The 16281-nt window shown below is 60.7% G+C and carries 15 protein-coding genes; 14 read left to right on the top strand and 1 reads right to left on the bottom strand.

Translation table 11 applies throughout. The features are described 5' to 3' along the window. Nucleotides 1-147 precede the first annotated feature (147 nt). From ffh to J3P91_RS22115, 11 genes are all read left to right on the top strand, one after another. The gene (gene ffh / locus J3P91_RS22165) at nt 148-1524 is read left to right on the top strand and encodes a signal recognition particle protein (protein ID WP_135843856.1); all 1377 of its coding nucleotides are present in this window, start codon (nt 148-150) and stop codon (nt 1522-1524) included. A gap of 251 nt (nt 1525-1775) precedes the next feature. Further along, the gene (gene rpsP / locus J3P91_RS22160; protein ID WP_003185073.1) at nt 1776-2027 is read left to right on the top strand and encodes a 30S ribosomal protein S16; all 252 of its coding nucleotides are present in this window, start codon (nt 1776-1778) and stop codon (nt 2025-2027) included. A 5-nt stretch (nt 2028-2032) separates the two neighbouring features. Next, nucleotides 2033-2569, top strand: coding sequence for a ribosome maturation factor RimM (rimM, locus tag J3P91_RS22155; RefSeq protein ID WP_058544503.1), 537 nt, complete (start codon nt 2033-2035; stop codon nt 2567-2569). Continuing rightward, nucleotides 2551-3324 carry a tRNA (guanosine(37)-N1)-methyltransferase TrmD gene (gene trmD / locus J3P91_RS22150; protein ID WP_434601752.1) on the top strand — a complete coding sequence of 258 codons (774 nt, stop codon included), beginning with the start codon at nt 2551-2553 and terminating at the stop codon, nt 3322-3324. The genes rimM and trmD overlap by 19 nt, the downstream gene beginning before the upstream one ends. A 45-nt stretch (nt 3325-3369) precedes the next feature. Beyond that, nucleotides 3370-3720, top strand: coding sequence for a 50S ribosomal protein L19 (gene rplS / locus J3P91_RS22145; RefSeq protein ID WP_305499028.1), 351 nt, complete (start codon nt 3370-3372; stop codon nt 3718-3720). 130 nt (nt 3721-3850) lie between these two features. Further along, on the top strand, nt 3851-4747 hold the full coding sequence (xerD, locus tag J3P91_RS22140) for a site-specific tyrosine recombinase XerD (protein ID WP_434572028.1): 897 nt from the start codon (nt 3851-3853) through the stop codon (nt 4745-4747). Between the two features lie 301 nt (nt 4748-5048). Further along, nucleotides 5049-5780, top strand: a complete 732-nt coding sequence (locus J3P91_RS22135) for a DsbC family protein (RefSeq protein WP_305499030.1) — start codon at nt 5049-5051, stop codon at nt 5778-5780. Nucleotides 5781-5911: 131 nt separating this feature from the next. Further along, nucleotides 5912-7216: a homoserine dehydrogenase gene (locus J3P91_RS22130; protein WP_305499031.1), complete on the top strand. Its 1305-nt coding sequence runs from the start codon at nt 5912-5914 to the stop codon at nt 7214-7216. 102 nt (nt 7217-7318) lie between these two features. Then, nucleotides 7319-8728, top strand: a complete 1410-nt coding sequence (thrC, locus tag J3P91_RS22125; protein ID WP_305499032.1) for a threonine synthase — start codon at nt 7319-7321, stop codon at nt 8726-8728. Between the two features lie 119 nt (nt 8729-8847). Further along, a complete protein-coding gene (locus J3P91_RS22120; RefSeq protein ID WP_434601751.1) occupies nt 8848-10218 on the top strand; it encodes a transporter substrate-binding domain-containing protein in 1371 nt (456 codons plus the stop codon). A gap of 165 nt (nt 10219-10383) precedes the next feature. Then, entirely contained in the window at nt 10384-10671 is a 288-nt protein-coding gene (locus J3P91_RS22115) for a DUF3509 domain-containing protein (RefSeq protein ID WP_305499033.1), read from the top strand. A gap of 332 nt (nt 10672-11003) precedes the next feature. On the opposite strand, the gene J3P91_RS22110 is transcribed toward J3P91_RS22115, so the two are convergent. Further along, on the bottom strand, nt 11004-12203 hold the full coding sequence (locus J3P91_RS22110) for a CaiB/BaiF CoA transferase family protein (protein WP_434601750.1): 1200 nt from the start codon (nt 12201-12203) through the stop codon (nt 11004-11006). 147 nt (nt 12204-12350) lie between these two features. Between J3P91_RS22110 and J3P91_RS22105 the strand changes: the two genes are divergently transcribed. The 3 genes from J3P91_RS22105 (at nt 12351) to J3P91_RS22095 (ending at nt 16235) form a co-directional block, all read left to right on the top strand. After that, complete coding sequence (locus J3P91_RS22105; protein WP_047227511.1) at nt 12351-12893, top strand: YaeQ family protein; 543 nt, start codon at nt 12351-12353, stop codon at nt 12891-12893. A 154-nt stretch (nt 12894-13047) separates the two neighbouring features. Beyond that, on the top strand, nt 13048-14757 hold the full coding sequence (recJ, locus tag J3P91_RS22100; RefSeq protein WP_434601749.1) for a single-stranded-DNA-specific exonuclease RecJ: 1710 nt from the start codon (nt 13048-13050) through the stop codon (nt 14755-14757). A gap of 371 nt (nt 14758-15128) precedes the next feature. Next, nucleotides 15129-16235, top strand: coding sequence for an NADH:flavin oxidoreductase/NADH oxidase (locus tag J3P91_RS22095; RefSeq protein ID WP_305499036.1), 1107 nt, complete (start codon nt 15129-15131; stop codon nt 16233-16235). The last annotated feature ends 46 nt before the right edge of the window (nt 16236-16281 follow it).

Raw genomic sequence — 16281 nt, 5'->3', positions numbered from 1 at the left:
AAGACCACCGCAACCGACGGCGAGGTGTACGTCGCACGCTTCTTCGCTATAATCCGCGACCTGCCCACGCCGCAGGCTCGCCGAGCACATATTTCACGGTCTGGGCCGCCATTATCCCGGTCTTATCTGGGCCTGAAAGGATCGCGCATGTTTGAAAACCTAACCGACCGTCTCTCGCAGACGCTGCGCCATGTCACCGGCAAGGCGAAACTGACCGAAGACAACATCAAAGACACCCTGCGCGAAGTGCGCATGGCGTTGCTCGAAGCCGACGTCGCCCTGCCGGTGGTCAAGGACTTCGTCAATTCGGTGAAGGAACGCGCCGTCGGCACCGAAGTGTCGCGCAGCCTGACGCCGGGCCAGGCCTTCGTGAAGATTGTCCAGGCCGAACTCGAAAGCCTGATGGGCGCCGCCAACGAAGACCTGAACCTGAGCGCCGTGCCTCCGGCGGTCGTGCTGATGGCCGGCCTGCAGGGCGCGGGCAAGACCACCACTGCCGGCAAGCTGGCGCGCTTCCTTAAAGAGCGCAAGAAGAAGTCGGTGATGGTGGTGTCCGCGGACATCTATCGTCCGGCGGCGATCAAGCAGCTGGAAACCCTGGCCAACGACATCGGCGTGACGTTCTTTCCGTCCGACTTGAGCCAGAAGCCGGTGGACATCGCCCAGGCTGCTATAAAGGAAGCGAAGCTCAAGTTCATCGACGTGGTTATCGTCGACACCGCCGGTCGCCTGCACATCGATGAAGAGATGATGGGCGAGATCAAGGCACTGCACGCCGCGATCAACCCGGTGGAAACCCTGTTTGTGGTCGACGCCATGACCGGCCAGGACGCGGCCAACACGGCCAAGGCCTTCGGCGACGCACTGCCGCTGACCGGCGTGATCCTGACCAAGGTCGACGGCGACGCCCGTGGCGGTGCCGCGCTGTCGGTCCGCGCGATTACCGGCAAGCCGATCAAGTTTATCGGTATGGGCGAGAAGAGCGAGGCGCTCGAGCCGTTCCACCCGGAGCGTATCGCCTCGCGTATCCTCGGCATGGGCGACGTGCTCAGCCTGATCGAGCAGGCCGAACAGACCCTCGACAAGGACAAGGCCGACAAACTGGCCAAGAAGCTGAAGAAGGGCAAGGGCTTCGACCTCGAAGACTTCCGCGACCAGTTGCAACAGATGAAGAACATGGGCGGCCTCGGCGGCCTCATGGACAAACTGCCGAACATCGGTGGCGTGAACCTGGCGCAAATGGGCAATGCACAGGGCGCGGCCGAGAAGCAGTTCAAGCAGATGGAAGCCATCATCAACTCCATGACCCCGGCCGAGCGCCGCGACCCTGACCTGATCAGCGGTTCGCGCAAACGCCGTATCGCCATGGGTTCCGGCACGCAGGTGCAGGACATCGGCCGCTTGATCAAGCAACACAAGCAGATGCAGAAGATGATGAAGAAGTTCTCCGCCAAGGGCGGGATGGCCAAGATGATGCGCGGCATGGGCGGTATGTTGCCCGGCGGCGGTATGCCGAAAATGTAAAGAATCTGCGCCGGCTGTCATGTCGGCGTTGCCCCGCACGGATGCGGGGATCTCCAGCAAACCCGTGCTATGCGGGAGCTAACCTGCCGTTTTTCATGACGGCTCTACGGCAAATCTTGATCGCACGGCGCCATGCGCCGGAAAAAGTCATTTGCAAAAGTCCGGATATTCCTTAGAATATGCGGCCTTTCGGGCACCTATGCCCGCTGTGCATTTAGATTTGCAGCACCGACTACAGGAACGATGTTCACATGCTAACAATCCGTCTTGCCCTTGGCGGCTCCAAAAAGCGCCCGTTTTACCACCTGACCGTAACCGACAGCCGCAATCCGCGTGACGGTTCCCACAAGGAACAGGTTGGTTTCTTCAACCCTGTTGCCCGTGGTCAGGAAATCCGTCTGTCCGTGAACCAAGAGCGCGTAGCCTACTGGCTGAGCGTTGGTGCACAGCCTTCTGAGCGTGTTGCTCAGTTGTTGAAGGAATCGGCTAAGGCTGCGGCCTGAGCAATATGAACGCGACGCCAAAAGATGCTGATGATCTGATCGTTGTCGGCAAGATTTATTCTGTTCATGGCGTTCGCGGCGAAGTGAAGGTTTACTCCTTTACTGATCCGATCAAAAACCTGTTGGACTACAAAACCTGGACGCTCAAGCGCGAAGGTAGCGTGAAACAGGTTGAGCTGGTCAGCGGACGTGGGAACGACAAGTTCCTGGTCGCAAAGCTCAAGGGTCTCGATGATCGTGAAGAAGCGCGTCTTCTGGCCGGTTATGAGATCTGCGTGCCGCGCAACCTGTTCCCTGAACTGACCGACGGCGAGTACTACTGGTACCAGCTTGTAGGTCTGAAGGTCATCGACCACCTCGGGCAACTGCTCGGGAAGATCGATCACCTGCTCGAGACCGGTTCGAACGATGTCATGGTGGTAAAGCCTTGCGTCGGTAGCCTGGATGATCGCGAACGCCTGTTGCCCTATACCGAGCAATGCGTGTTGGCCGTTGACCTGGCAGCAGGCGAGATGAAGGTGGAATGGGATGCGGATTTCTAGACGTGGCTAATTTGCGCGTTGAAGTCATCACGTTGTTTCCCGAGATGTTTTCCGCCATCAGCGAGTACGGCATAACCAGCCGCGCGGTGAAACAGGAGCTGTTGCAGCTCACTTGTTGGAATCCGCGGGACTACACCAAGGATCGACATCACACTGTGGACGATCGCCCGTTTGGCGGTGGTCCGGGCATGGTGATGAAGATCAAGCCCCTGGAAGATGCGCTGGTTCAGGCCAGGACGGCAGCCGGGGAGGGTGCGAAGGTGATCTACCTGTCGCCCCAAGGCCGTCAGCTGACTCAGTCGGCGGTACGCGAGCTGGCGAAATCGGATGCATTGATCCTGATTGCCGGCCGTTACGAAGGCATTGACGAGCGTTTCATTGAAGCTCATGTCGATGAAGAGTGGTCGATTGGCGACTATGTACTGTCTGGCGGCGAGCTGCCGGCGATGGTCCTGATCGATGCGGTTACACGACTGCTGCCTGGAGCTTTAGGGCATGCGGATTCCGCCGAGGAAGATTCCTTTACGGATGGTCTGCTGGATTGCCCGCATTACACCCGACCGGAGGTGTATGCGGATCAGCGTGTTCCCGACGTGTTGCTAAGTGGCAACCACGCGCACATCCGGCGTTGGCGTTTACAGCAGTCCCTTGGTCGGACCTATGAACGACGCGCCGATCTTCTGGAAAGCCGCTCGCTTTCTGGAGAAGAGAAGAAGCTGCTCGAGGAATACATCCGCGAGCGGGACGATAGTTAACAACGTATCGATGGTAAGTCCGATGACTTGCCTTAGGAGCACAGCATGACTAACAAAATCATCCTTGCACTCGAAGCAGAGCAGATGACCAAAGAAATCCCTCCCTTTGCCCCGGGCGACACCATTGTCGTTCAGGTGAAAGTGAAGGAAGGCGACCGTGCACGTCTGCAAGCGTTCGAAGGCGTTGTTATCGCCAAGCGTAACCGCGGCGTAAACAGTGCATTCACCGTTCGTAAAATCTCCAACGGTGTTGGCGTAGAGCGTACTTTCCAGACCTACAGCCCGCAGATCGACAGCATGGCTGTGAAGCGTCGCGGTGACGTGCGTAAAGCCAAGCTGTACTACCTGCGTGACCTGTCCGGTAAAGCAGCTCGCATCAAGGAAAAACTGGCTTAAGTCCAGCTTCCGATGCAAAAAAAAGCAGCCTGCGGGCTGCTTTTTTGTTGCCTGCGATTTGGTCTTTGCGCACCCTGCATGGCTTCATTCCCGTTGAATCCGTGTACGCCCGTATCCTTCAAGAGTCTTTATGCCTGCCATCGATCACCCGCTGATAGACCAGTTTCTCGATGCCCTGTGGCTGGAGAAGGGGTTGTCCGATAACACCCGCGATGCTTATCGCAGCGACCTCGCCCTATTCAACGGCTGGCTCCAGGAAAACAACCTGGAGCTGGCCAATGCCGGGCGGGAGCTGATCCTCGATCACTTGGCGTGGCGCCTGGAGCAGAACTACAAGCCACGCTCTACTGCCCGGTTTCTCTCTGGCTTGCGTGGGTTCTATCGTTATTTGTTGCGGGAAAAGCTGATCGCGGTGGACCCGACCTTGCGCGTGGAGATGCCGCAACTGGGGCGTCCGCTGCCCAAGTCCTTGTCGGAAGCGGACGTCGAGGCGCTGCTGGCGGCACCGGACCTCAGCGACCCCATCGGTCAGCGCGACCGGGCCATGCTGGAAGTGTTGTATGCCTGTGGCTTGCGCGTCACCGAGCTGATCAGCCTGACGCTGGAGCAAGTGAACCTGCGCCAGGGCGTGTTGCGGGTGATGGGCAAGGGCAGCAAGGAGCGCCTGGTGCCGATGGGCGAAGAAGCGATCGTCTGGGTCGAGCGCTACATGCGCGACGCCCGTCATGACTTGCTGGGCGGTCGCCCCAGCGACGTGCTGTTTCCCAGCCTGCGCGGCGAGCAGATGACCCGCCAGACGTTCTGGCACCGCATCAAGCACCAGGCCAAGGTGGCCGGGATCAACAAATCGCTCTCGCCCCACACGCTGCGCCATGCCTTCGCCACGCACCTGCTCAATCACGGCGCCGACCTGCGGGTGGTGCAGATGCTGCTGGGGCATAGCGACCTGTCCACCACCCAGATCTATACCCATGTGGCCCGGGCGCGGTTGCAGGAGTTGCATGCCAGGCACCATCCGCGCGGCTGAATGAACACCCGCTTTTGTGGCGAGGGAGCTTGCTCCCGCTGGGCGCGAAGCGCCCCAACGCAGCAGCCGCGATCTTCCCTGAGAGCGGAGTGACTCCATTTGCGACTGCTGCGCAGCCGAGCGGGAGCAAGCTCCCTCGCCACAGGGGACCTGGTACACCGACATCGTGTGTTGTCTTGCGACAGGTGAATTCGGCCATACGGGCCTTATGTGGTAGGCTTTCCCGGTTTGCACAGTGGGCGGCTGGAACCCGAATCTCTGCCTCGGTGTCCCCGCCTATTTGTTTGCCTCAGGAGTCCTCATGCGTTTGATCCAGATGTTCACCGCCGCCGCCATTGCGTTGGCCAGTACCTTTGCCATCGCCGATGACGCGGCCGACCAGGCGATCCGCAAAAGCCTCGCCAACCTCGAGCTTGAAGTGCCGATCGAGGCCATCTCCGCCAGCCCGATGTCCGGCCTGTATGAGGTCAAGCTCCAGGGCAGCCGTGTGCTGTATGCCAGCGCCGACGGTCAGTACATCGTCCAGGGCAACCTGTTCGCGCTCAAGGACGGCAAGCCGGTGAATCTCACCGAGATCACCGAGCGCCAAGGCATCTCCAAATTGATCAACGGTATCCCGGTCGCCGAAACCGTGGTCTACCCGGCGGTGGGCGAAACCAAGTCGCACATTACCGTGTTCACCGACACCACCTGCCCGTACTGCCACAAACTGCACGCCGAAGTGCCAGAGCTGAACAAGCGCGGCATTGAGGTGCGCTATGTGGCCTTCCCGCGTCAGGGCCTCGGCTCGCCGGGTGATGAGCAATTGCAGGCAGTCTGGTGCTCCAAGGACAAGAAAGCGGCCATGGACAAAATGGTCGACGGCAAGGAAATCAAAGCCGCCAAGTGCGAGAACCCGGTCTCCAAGCAATTCGCCCTCGGCCAGTCCATTGGTGTGAACGGCACGCCGGCCATCGTTTTGGCCGATGGCCAGGTGATTCCGGGCTACCAGCCGGCGCCGCAAGTCGCCAAACTGGCCCTTGGGGCGAAATGATCGTGGCCAGTGCGCTGCAGAAGATCACGGCCTGGCGAAAATCTTTGCCGGGCCGTTAAACACAAAGTCGCGTTGCTGCGCGGCTGTATTCACGGCCGACCTTGTGTCGGCCGTTTCATGGGGAGTCAAGAGTGAATCCGGTCAAAGTAGGCATCTGTGGGTTAGGTACCGTCGGTGGCGGCACCTTCAACGTACTTCAGCGCAACGCCGAGGAAATTGCTCGTCGTGCCGGGCGTGGAATCGAAGTGGCACAAATTGCCATGCGCACGCCAAAGCCTCAGTTCCAGACGACCGGTATTGCGATTACCAACGATGTCTTCGAAGTGGCCACGAACCCTGAGATCGACATCGTGATAGAGCTGATGGGCGGCTATACCGTTGCCCGCGAGCTGGTACTCAAGGCCATCGAGAATGGCAAGCATGTGGTCACCGCGAACAAGGCGCTTATCGCCGTTCACGGCAATGAAATTTTCGCCAAGGCCCGCGAGAAGGGTGTGATCGTGGCCTTCGAGGCCGCCGTAGCCGGTGGTATCCCGGTGATCAAGGCGATTCGCGAAGGGCTGTCGGCCAACCGGATCAACTGGGTGGCCGGGATCATCAACGGCACCGGCAACTTCATCCTCACCGAGATGCGCGAGAAGGGCCGCACTTTTGAAGACGTGCTGGCCGAAGCCCAGGCGCTGGGCTACGCCGAGGCGGACCCGACGTTCGACGTCGAAGGCATCGATGCGGCGCACAAGCTGACGATCCTGGCGTCGATCGCCTTCGGTATTCCGCTGCAGTTCGACAAGGCCTACACCGAAGGCATCACCAAGCTGACCACCGCCGACGTGAACTACGCCGAGGCCCTGGGCTATCGCATCAAGCACCTGGGCGTGGCGCGCAGCACCGCCAGCGGCATCGAGTTGCGTGTGCATCCGACGCTGATCCCGGCCGATCGCCTGATCGCCAACGTCAACGGCGTGATGAACGCGGTAATGGTCAACGGCGACGCCGCCGGCTCGACCTTGTTCTACGGCGCCGGCGCCGGCATGGAGCCGACCGCTTCTTCGGTGGTGGCCGACCTGGTGGACGTGGTTCGCGCCATGACATCCGACCCGGAAAACCGCGTGCCGCACCTGGCGTTCCAGCCGGACTCGCTGTCGGACCATCCGATTCTTCCGATCGAAGCGTGCGAAAGTGCCTACTACCTGCGTATCCAGGCGAAGGACCATCCAGGGGTGTTGGCCCAGGTTGCCAGCATTCTTTCGGAACGCGGCATCAACATCGAGTCGATCATGCAGAAGGAAGTCGAGGAACACGACGGCCTGGTGCCGATGATCCTGCTGACCCACCGCGTGGTGGAGCAACGCATCAACGATGCGATCGCAGCGTTGGAGGCGCTTCAGGGAGTCGTTGGCCCGGTGGTCCGTATCCGCGTCGAGCATTTGAACTAAGCAGCGGCAAGCGGAAAGCTGCAAGCTCCAAGTAAAAGCAGATCCGCTTTTGCTTGCAGCTTGTAGCTTACAGCTCGCAGCTCAAACCGAAGGTTTGCCCCTATGCGCTATATCAGTACCCGCGGCCAGGCACCGGCCCTGAATTTCGAAGATGTCCTGCTGGCCGGCCTGGCCACGGACGGCGGCCTCTATGTGCCGGAGAACCTGCCGCGCTTCACCCAGGAAGAAATCGCTTCCTGGGCCGGCCTGCCGTATCACGAGCTGGCCTTCCGAGTGATGCGCCCGTTCGTCACCGGCAGCATTCCGGACGCTGATTTCAAGAAGATCCTGGAAGAGACATACGGCGTCTTTTCCCACAACGCTATCGCGCCGTTGCGTCAGCTCAACGGTAACGAATGGGTGATGGAGCTGTTCCACGGCCCGACCCTGGCCTTCAAGGATTTCGCCCTGCAGTTGCTCGGCCGGCTGCTGGACTATGTGCTGCAAAAGCGTGGCGAGCGGGTGGTGATTGTCGGTGCCACTTCCGGCGACACCGGTTCGGCCGCCATCGAAGGCTGCAAGCATTGCGAGAACGTCGATATTTTCATCCTGCACCCGCACAACCGCGTCTCGGAAGTGCAGCGTCGGCAGATGACGACGATTTTCGGCGATAACATCCATAACATCGCCATCGAAGGCAACTTCGATGACTGCCAGGAAATGGTCAAGGCCAGCTTCGCCGACCAGAGCTTCCTCAAGGGCACCCGGCTGGTGGCGGTGAACTCGATCAACTGGGCGCGGATCATGGCCCAGATCGTCTATTACTTCCACGCGGCCCTGCAGTTGGGCGGCCCGGCCCGTTCGGTGGCGTTCTCGGTGCCCACCGGCAATTTCGGCGATATCTTCGCCGGTTACCTGGCACGCAACATGGGGCTGCCGATCAACCAGTTGATCGTCGCCACCAATCGCAACGACATCCTGCACCGCTTCATGAGCGGTAACCAGTACGTAAAGGAAACCCTGCACGCGACGTTGTCGCCGTCGATGGACATCATGGTGTCGTCGAACTTCGAGCGTTTGCTGTTCGACCTGCACGGTCGTAATGGCGCGGCGATTGCGGGCCTGATGGACAGCTTCCGTCAGGGCGGTGGTTTCAGCGTCGAGGCCGAGCGCTGGACCGAAGCCCGCAAGCTGTTCGACTCCCTGGCGGTGGATGACGCGCAGACCTGCGAAACCATCGCCGAGGTGTTCGAGCAGAGCGGTGAGTTGCTCGATCCGCACACCGCCATCGGGGTGCGAGCGGCGCGCGAATGCCGCCGCAGCCTGGATATCCCAATGGTCATCCTGGGCACCGCTCACCCGGTGAAGTTTCCGGAAGCAGTGGAGAAGGCTGGCGTAGGAAAAGCGCTTGAGCTGCCTGCACATCTTTCTGATTTGTTTGAGCGAGATGAGCGTTGCACCGTATTGCCTAATGATCTGAAGGCCGTGCAGGCCTTTGTCAGCCAGCATGGCAACCGCGGCAAACCGCTCTGATCGCTGGAAGCTGTCACATCTTGAAGCCCGTCTCCTGACGGGCTTCTTTGTTTCTGCATGCCAAACTCTCCGGGTTTCGCCCAAGGAAGAACGGGTGAGTTATCTCGAAGGAAGTGCAGATGCTGTTCGTAAACCGATGCAAACCGGCGTTGAGCTGGATCATGGGCCTGGCCCTGATGTACTGGAGCCAATGGGGCGGCGCTGACCCGTCGACGACTCCCGGACAGTCACCGCTCGAAGCGGGCGAGAGACTGGTGCTCGACGCCCGTGAGCTGGACTGGATCAGGCAGAACCCGCGTGTCGTTGTGGCGTCGATGCAAATCCCGCTGTACCTGTTCAAGAATGCACAGGGAGAATGGAGCGGCCTGAACGCTGACATGCTCCATGCCATTGAGCAAATGACCGGACTTGAATTCATCCATCGGGAGTCGTTCTCTGCCGATCAATTGATCGAGATGCTGGAAAACGGCGAAGCCGACATGTCTAGTGTCCTGGCGATGAATGACGAGCGCCGGGCTGTGCTGAATTTCAGCCATGCGTTCGGCGGTTTCGACTGGGTATTCGTTGGCCGTGAGGGGGAGCCCGCGCTTCGTTCGCTGGATCAGTTGGCGGGCAAGGTGCTGGCGTTGCCGGCACGGCATGCCCTCGAAGCGCAAATCCGCCGCGAGCATCCGACCATAGCGCTGCGCACGGTGATGACCCGTGCCGAGGCAAGGGCGTTAGTGGAAAATCGCGAAGCCCATGCCACCATCGAAAGCGAAACCGCCGTGCACCTCTATCCTTCAGGGCAGCTGCAGGTAGGAGGCAGTCTCGAAGGCATGTGGGAACCAGACTATCTCACTGTACGGCAGGATTCTCACATGTTGCTGGAGATCCTCAACAAGGCGCTGGAAGCGTTTCCCGCCGAAGACATGCGCGCGCTACGTTTCAAGTGGTTCGCCGAGAAAACACCTGATCAAGAACCGTCGTTCTGGTCGCGCATCCCCCTGCAAGGTTATTGGTGTGTGATCGCGGCAGGGGTGTTCGGCCTGTTGTCGCTGCTCTGGAACCGCCGCTTGCAGGGCCAGATCGGACAGCGCCTCAAGGCCGAGACCGTACTCAACGACCAATTGACGTTCCAGCGCGCCTTGTTGGATGCCATTCCCGATCCGATCTTCATTCGAGATCTCGAAGGGCGGCTGATCATGTGCAACAAGAGTTATGAGGAGCGGTTCGCGACTCGCTTCGAGAAGCTGCGAGGCACGTGTCTGATGGAGTCTGCGGCAATGCCGGCGGCAACCGCCGAACTGTTGCACGGGGAGCTGATGGAGCAGCTGCGAACCCGTCAGCCTCGGTTTGTCGACCGCCAGCTGATGTTGCGCAGTGGATTGCAGGACATCTATCACTGGTCGGTGCCTTTTTATGCCGCCGATGGCCGGTTGCGCGGTGTCCTGGGCGGTTGGATCGAGGTTGGACGCCGGAGGGATCGTTCCAAGCGGCTGCCGGCTTGATCGATGGCATCCGCTGAGGCTGATATCCAGCTGTCATATTGAACGCGCATGCTCGGTTGAACAGGCCGCCGTTGTGCCGGTTCGTCGCGCTGGCGAACTTTCCGCCGGGCCGCGGGGTCACTTAATGTGCAGTTGTTTTTTTTCGGACTATTGAAGGGTGATCGAATGGAAAGTATCAGCCTGTTGCTCAATGAAGCCTTGAGCCCGTATCAGGTCACGCTCACGCCCTCCGGTACCAAAGGCGAATGCCTGGTAACGCTGAAGAATTCCTCGGGGGCCATCATGGTCGAGCGGCTGTTCAACCAGGCCCAGCTGACCGACAAGCGCCAACTGACCGACGTGGTCGACGGCCTGCATCGCGATGTGCTGATTGCCGAGGGGCGGCTGGAGCCGTGTGTCATCGCGGCGTTACGTAACGTGGCGCGCGACAAGGTCATGCTTGCTGCCAATTGAGTGACATCCCGCGGGAACCTTCCTACGTTCTAGCGAGTCAGACTTTTTACCAACAAGAGCAAGCATTGTGCTCCGGTGCCTGTAGCTTGTTGTACGGACCTTTAAGGGTCACGTTTAACCCCGAGTTGTCTCCCCACTTCTCGGGGTTTCTTTTTGCCTGGTGTTTAGGGGGCGGCTCGTTCTGTCACCGGATAACGACGACCTATGTGGGAGCGAGCTTGCTCGCGATAGCGTCGGTTCAGTCGACCCGATGTTGGCGGACATACCGCAATCGCGAGCAAGCTCGCTCCCACAGTTGACCTCCGATTACTCAATCTTTTGCACGGCAGGCTTCAGACGGCGCCGTCGGTGCGCAGCCTGGCGACCTGCTGCGCATCGTAGCCAAGCTCACCGAGCACCTCTGCCGTGTGCTCGCCCAATGCTGGCCCGACCCATTCGGCTGTTCCCGGTGTGTCGGAAAGCTTCGGTACGATCCCAGGCATCTTGAACGCCTTGCCATCCGGCAGCCTGGCTTGCAGGAACATCTCGCGGGCGAGAAATTGCGGGTCGCTGAACATGTCCTCGGCACTGAAGATCCGGCTCGCCGGCACGCCGGCCTGGTTCAATTGGTCGATGACGGCATCCAACGGCAGCGAGTTGACCCAGCGATCAATGACCCCATACAACTCGTCGCGGCGTTCGTCACGGCCATCATTGCTGGCCAGCTGGGGGTCGTTCGCCAGGTCGTCCCGGCCAATGACCTGCATGAAACGCTTGAAGATGGCGTCACCGTTGGCGCCGATCTGTACATGCTTGCCATCGGCGCTGGAGTGGATAGACGACGGCGTGATACCAGGCATGATGTTGCCGGTGCGTTCGCGGATGAAACCGAACACGTCGAACTCCGGCACCATGCTTTCCATCATGGCGAAAATCGCTTCGTATAGCGCCACGTCCACCACCTGGCCGGTCCCGCCGTTGACCTCCCGGTGACGCAAGGCCATCAGCGCGCCGATCACCCCCCAGAGCGCGGCGATCGAGTCGCCGATGGAGATGCCGGTGCGCACCGGTGGGCGATCCTCGAAGCCGGTGATGTAGCGCAGGCCTCCCATCGACTCACCGACGGCGCCGAACCCGGGCTGATCCTTCATCGGCCCGGTCTGGCCGAAGCCTGATAGCCGGACCATGACCAGCTTCGGATTCAGTGCGTGCAACACGTCCCAGCCCAGGCCGAGCTTTTCCAGCACGCCGGGACGAAAGTTCTCGATCAGGATGTCGGCTTCGCCAAGCAGTTTTTTCAGGATCGCCAGGCCTTCGGGGTGCTTAAGGTTCAGCGTCACGGACTTTTTGTTGCGTGCCTGGACGAACCACCACAACGACGTACCTTCATACAATTTGCGCCACTTGCGCAGCGGATCGCCGCCGTCCGGCGATTCGACCTTGATGACCTCGGCACCGAATTCACCGCAGATACGCGAGGCAAAAGGGCCGGCGATCAGCGTGCCGAGTTCGATGACCTTGACGCCGGCAAGAGGTTTGGCAGTAAGCGACATGACGGATCCTGTAGGACAAAGGCAGAACGAATAGAGCGTTTTATCATAGGCCGACCATCGTCGCCGCAGGTTGATGGTCGGCAATTCGTGGATTAGCCGTCGCATCGGTTAGACTTGCCGCCTTTCCTCGTATCAAGAAGCCCGTTCATGGCCCAGCCGTCCACGACCTACAAGTTTGAACTGAACCTCACTGACCTCGACCGCAGCGTGTACGAGAATGTGAAGCAGACCATTGCCCGCCATCCTTCGGAAACCGAAGAGCGCATGACCGTGCGCCTCTTGGCCTACGCGTTCTGGTACAACGAGCTGCTGGCGTTTGGTCGTGGGCTGTCGGATGTCGACGAACCCGCGCTGTGGGAAAAAAGTCTGGATGACCGTGTGCTGCACTGGATCGAAGTCGGCCAGCCGGATGCCGATCGCCTGACCTGGTGCTCGCGCCGCACCGAGCGCACCAGCCTGCTGGCCTACGGCAGCCTGCGGGTATGGGAAGGCAAGGTGATCCCCGCGGTGAAGAACCTGAAGAACGTGAACATCGCCGCCGTCCCCCAGGAAGTGCTTGAAACCCTGGCCAAGGACATGCCACGGGTGATCAAGTGGGACGTGATGATCAGCGAAGGGACGATCTTCGTGACCGACGACCGTGGCCAGCATGAGGTTCAGTTGCAATGGTTGCTGGGCGAGCGTGGCTGAGCCGTTGACCCTGTATCAAGTGAACGCTTTGTGGCGAGGGAGCTTGCTCCCGCTTGGGTGCGCAGCGCCCACAGAAAGGGGCCGCTACGCAGCCCAGCGGGAGCAAGCTCCCTCGCCACAGGATCTACAAAAATAGAGAAATGATCGTTAGCCCATGCGCATAGAACCCCGCCAGTTACCCGCCACCCTGCCGTTTCTCGGTGACCTGCCGCCGTTGTTGACCCGTCTTTACGCAGCACGTGGCGTGCAGTCCGAAGCGGAGCTGGACAAGAGCCTGGCGCGCCTGATTCCTTATCAGCAGCTCAAGGGGATTGATGCCGCGGTGGACCTGCTGGTGGTGGCGCTGGAGCAACGCCAGCGCATCCTCATCGTCGGCGATTTTGATGCCGATGGAGCGACCGCCAGTACCGTGGGCATGCTTGGTCTGCGCCTGCTCGGTGCGGCCCATGTCGACTACCTGGTGCCCAATCGCTTTGAATATGGCTATGGCCTCACGCCGGAAATCGTCGAAGTCGCCCTGACACGCGCGCCGCAACTGTTGGTCACCGTGGACAACGGCATCTCCAGCGTGGAGGGCGTGGCAGCGGCGAAAGCGGCCGGCCTCAAGGTGCTGGTCACCGACCACCACTTGCCGGGGCTCGAATTGCCGGCGGCCGATGCCATCGTCAACCCGAACCAGCCCGGTTGTGAGTTCCCGAGCAAGGCACTGGCAGGCGTCGGGGTGATTTTTTATGTGCTGATGGCCCTGCGGGCCCGTCTGCGCAGCCTCGGTTGGTATGCCAGCAAGCCGCAGCCGAACATCGGCGAACTGCTCGACCTGGTGGCGCTGGGCAGCGTCGCCGACGTGGTGCCGCTGGATGCCAACAACCGGATCCTGGTGCACCAGGGCCTGGAGCGTATTCGCGCCGGACGCGCCCGGCCCGGCATCAAGGCCATCCTCGAAGTAGCCAAGCGCGATCACTCGCGCATCACGTCCACCGACCTCGGGTTCATCCTCGGGCCGCGCCTGAATGCGGCGGGGCGGCTGGACGACATGAGCCTGGGCATCGAGTGCCTGCTCACCGACGACCCGGCGCTGGCACGGGACATGGCGGCGCAGCTGGATGGCATGAACCAGGACCGCAAATCCATCGAACAGGGCATGCAACGTGAAGCCATGGCCCAGCTTAAGGATCTGCCGGTGGAGTCGATGCCGTTCGGCTTGTGCCTGTTCGATCCGCAATGGCACCAGGGCGTCATCGGGATCCTGGCGTCACGCATGAAAGAGCGCTATTTCCGTCCGACCATTGCTTTCGCCGATGCCGGGGACGGCCTGCTCAAAGGGTCGGGCCGCTCGGTGCCGGGTTTTCATATCCGCGATGCGTTGAGCGTTGTCGCAGCGCAGCATCCGACCCTGATCAGCAAATACGGCGGTCACGCCATGGCGGCGGGGCTGACGTTGCCGGAGGCGAACTTTGCCTTGTTTGCCGAGGCTTTTGACGCGGAGGTGCGCCGGCAACTACGTGAAGAAGACCTGACGGGGCGGCTGTTGTCGGATGGCTCTCTGGCGGTGGAAGAGTTCCACCTGGAACTGGCCCGGGCATTGCGCCATGCGGGGCCGTGGGGACAGCATTTTCCGGAGCCGGTGTTCCACGGCGTGTTCCAGCTGGTCGAGCAGCGAGTGGTGGGTGAACGGCACCTGAAGGTCATTCTCAAGACTGAGTGCGGTTCGGTGAAACTCGATGGCATAGCCTTCGGCATTGACCGGGAAATCTGGCCCAACCCCACCGTGCGCTGGGTGGAGCTGGCCTACAAGCTTGACCTCAACGAGTTCCGTGGCCAGGAAACGGTGCAGTTGATGATTGCTCATATCGAACCCCGGTAGCCTTACTGCCCCCGTGGCGAGGGAGCTTGCTCCCGCTGGGCTGCGAAGCGGCCCCTGTTGGCGTGAAGCAATTCTTTCAGGTAAACCGCAATGATCGGTTTTACGACTGCTGCGCAGCCGAGCGGGAGCAAGCTCCCTCGCCACGGGAGTTCACACAAGCCTTGAAGACACAGCTTGGCTTCGAAAGGGCGGTTTTTGACTTCTGAACCCTTCCTCCTCCCCGGTTGTCGACTAGTCTCTAAGCACTGCTTGATAGGCCTTGTGACGTCTTGTCGATTGTTTTGCCCGCGGGGGCGGGTGTTGCACCGTTTGTCACTCGTCGACTTTCAAACAGAACCCTGGAGCCTGCCCACTGATTCGAGAGGTGCCCCATGAGTCTGCTGCTGGAACCTTATACCCTTCGTCAACTGACCCTGCCCAATCGCATCGCGGTTTCGCCGATGTGCCAGTATTCGAGCGCCGATGGCCTGGCCAACGACTGGCATCTGGTGCACCTCGGCAGTCGTGCCGTGGGCGGTGCCGGCCTGGTTTTCACCGAAGCCACCGCCGTCACGGCCGATGGCCGGATTACCGCCGAGGACCTCGGGTTGTGGAACGATGAACAGATCGAGCCTTTGCAACGCATCACCCGGTTCATAACCGCCCAAGGCGCCGTGCCCGGCATCCAGCTGGCCCACGCCGGGCGCAAGGCAAGCACCTGGAGGCCCTGGCTGGGCAAGCATGGCAGCGTCAAACCGGAAGAGGGTGGCTGGGTTCCGGTCGGCCCTTCGCCGATTGCCTTTGATCCCCAGCACACTCAACCGAAGCAGCTCGATGAGGGACAGATCGCCGATGTCATCCAGGCATTCGTCGATGCGGCCAAACGTGCCCTGACGGCTGGTTTCAAGGTCGTCGAGGTCCATGCAGCCCATGGCTATCTGCTGCACCAGTTCCTGTCGCCGTTGAGCAATCAGCGTCGGGATCAATACGGTGGGTCGTTTGAAAATCGTATCCGCCTGGTACTGCAAGTGACCGAAGCGGTCCGGGCCGTATGGCCAGAGGAGCTGCCGGTTTTTGTTCGGGTATCCGCCACCGACTGGGTCGAAGACGGCTGGAACCCCGATGAAACGGTGGAACTGGCGCGGCGATTCCGGGCGCTGGGGGTGGACTTGATTGATGTGTCGTCGGGCGGTACCGCCGCCAACGCCGAGATTCCCACCGGCCCGGGCTACCAGACGCGCTTCGCCGAGCGGGTGCGCAAGGAGTCGGAAATCGCCACTGGCACGGTCGGGATGATCACCGAGCCGGCCCAGGCTGAACACATCCTGCGCACCTGCCAGGCCGATATCATCTTCCTCGCTCGCGAGCTGTTGCGTGATCCGTACTGGGCGCTGCATGCCGATGATGACCTGGGCGGACGCAAGGCCACCTGGCCGGCGCAGTACCAGCGGGCGACGCATCGGGACCAGCCGATCCATGAGTCGGATTTGCGCGACTGAGCGGCCGCTGAAACAAAAAGCCCCGGTCTCATTGGCCGGGGCTTTT

The organism is Pseudomonas sp. Z4-7 (genome assembly GCF_051131965.1).
Lineage (GTDB): Bacteria > Pseudomonadota > Gammaproteobacteria > Pseudomonadales > Pseudomonadaceae > Aquipseudomonas.
This window is presented reverse-complemented; position numbering and strand designations above follow the sequence as displayed.

Coding starts and splice junctions, on each gene's coding strand:
- ffh (WP_135843856.1), top strand. CDS start 148: ATGTTTGAAAACCTAACCGACCGTCTCTCGCAGACGCTGCGCCATGTC.
- rpsP (WP_003185073.1), top strand. CDS start 1,776: ATGCTAACAATCCGTCTTGCCCTTGGCGGCTCCAAAAAGCGCCCGTTT.
- rimM (WP_058544503.1), top strand. CDS start 2,033: ATGAACGCGACGCCAAAAGATGCTGATGATCTGATCGTTGTCGGCAAG.
- trmD (WP_434601752.1), top strand. CDS start 2,551: ATGGGATGCGGATTTCTAGACGTGGCTAATTTGCGCGTTGAAGTCATC.
- rplS (WP_305499028.1), top strand. CDS start 3,370: ATGACTAACAAAATCATCCTTGCACTCGAAGCAGAGCAGATGACCAAA.
- xerD (WP_434572028.1), top strand. CDS start 3,851: ATGCCTGCCATCGATCACCCGCTGATAGACCAGTTTCTCGATGCCCTG.
- J3P91_RS22135 (WP_305499030.1), top strand. CDS start 5,049: ATGCGTTTGATCCAGATGTTCACCGCCGCCGCCATTGCGTTGGCCAGT.
- thrC (WP_305499032.1), top strand. CDS start 7,319: ATGCGCTATATCAGTACCCGCGGCCAGGCACCGGCCCTGAATTTCGAA.
- J3P91_RS22120 (WP_434601751.1), top strand. CDS start 8,848: ATGCTGTTCGTAAACCGATGCAAACCGGCGTTGAGCTGGATCATGGGC.
- J3P91_RS22115 (WP_305499033.1), top strand. CDS start 10,384: ATGGAAAGTATCAGCCTGTTGCTCAATGAAGCCTTGAGCCCGTATCAG.
- J3P91_RS22110 (WP_434601750.1), bottom strand. CDS start 12,203: ATGTCGCTTACTGCCAAACCTCTTGCCGGCGTCAAGGTCATCGAACTC.
- J3P91_RS22105 (WP_047227511.1), top strand. CDS start 12,351: ATGGCCCAGCCGTCCACGACCTACAAGTTTGAACTGAACCTCACTGAC.
- recJ (WP_434601749.1), top strand. CDS start 13,048: ATGCGCATAGAACCCCGCCAGTTACCCGCCACCCTGCCGTTTCTCGGT.
- J3P91_RS22095 (WP_305499036.1), top strand. CDS start 15,129: ATGAGTCTGCTGCTGGAACCTTATACCCTTCGTCAACTGACCCTGCCC.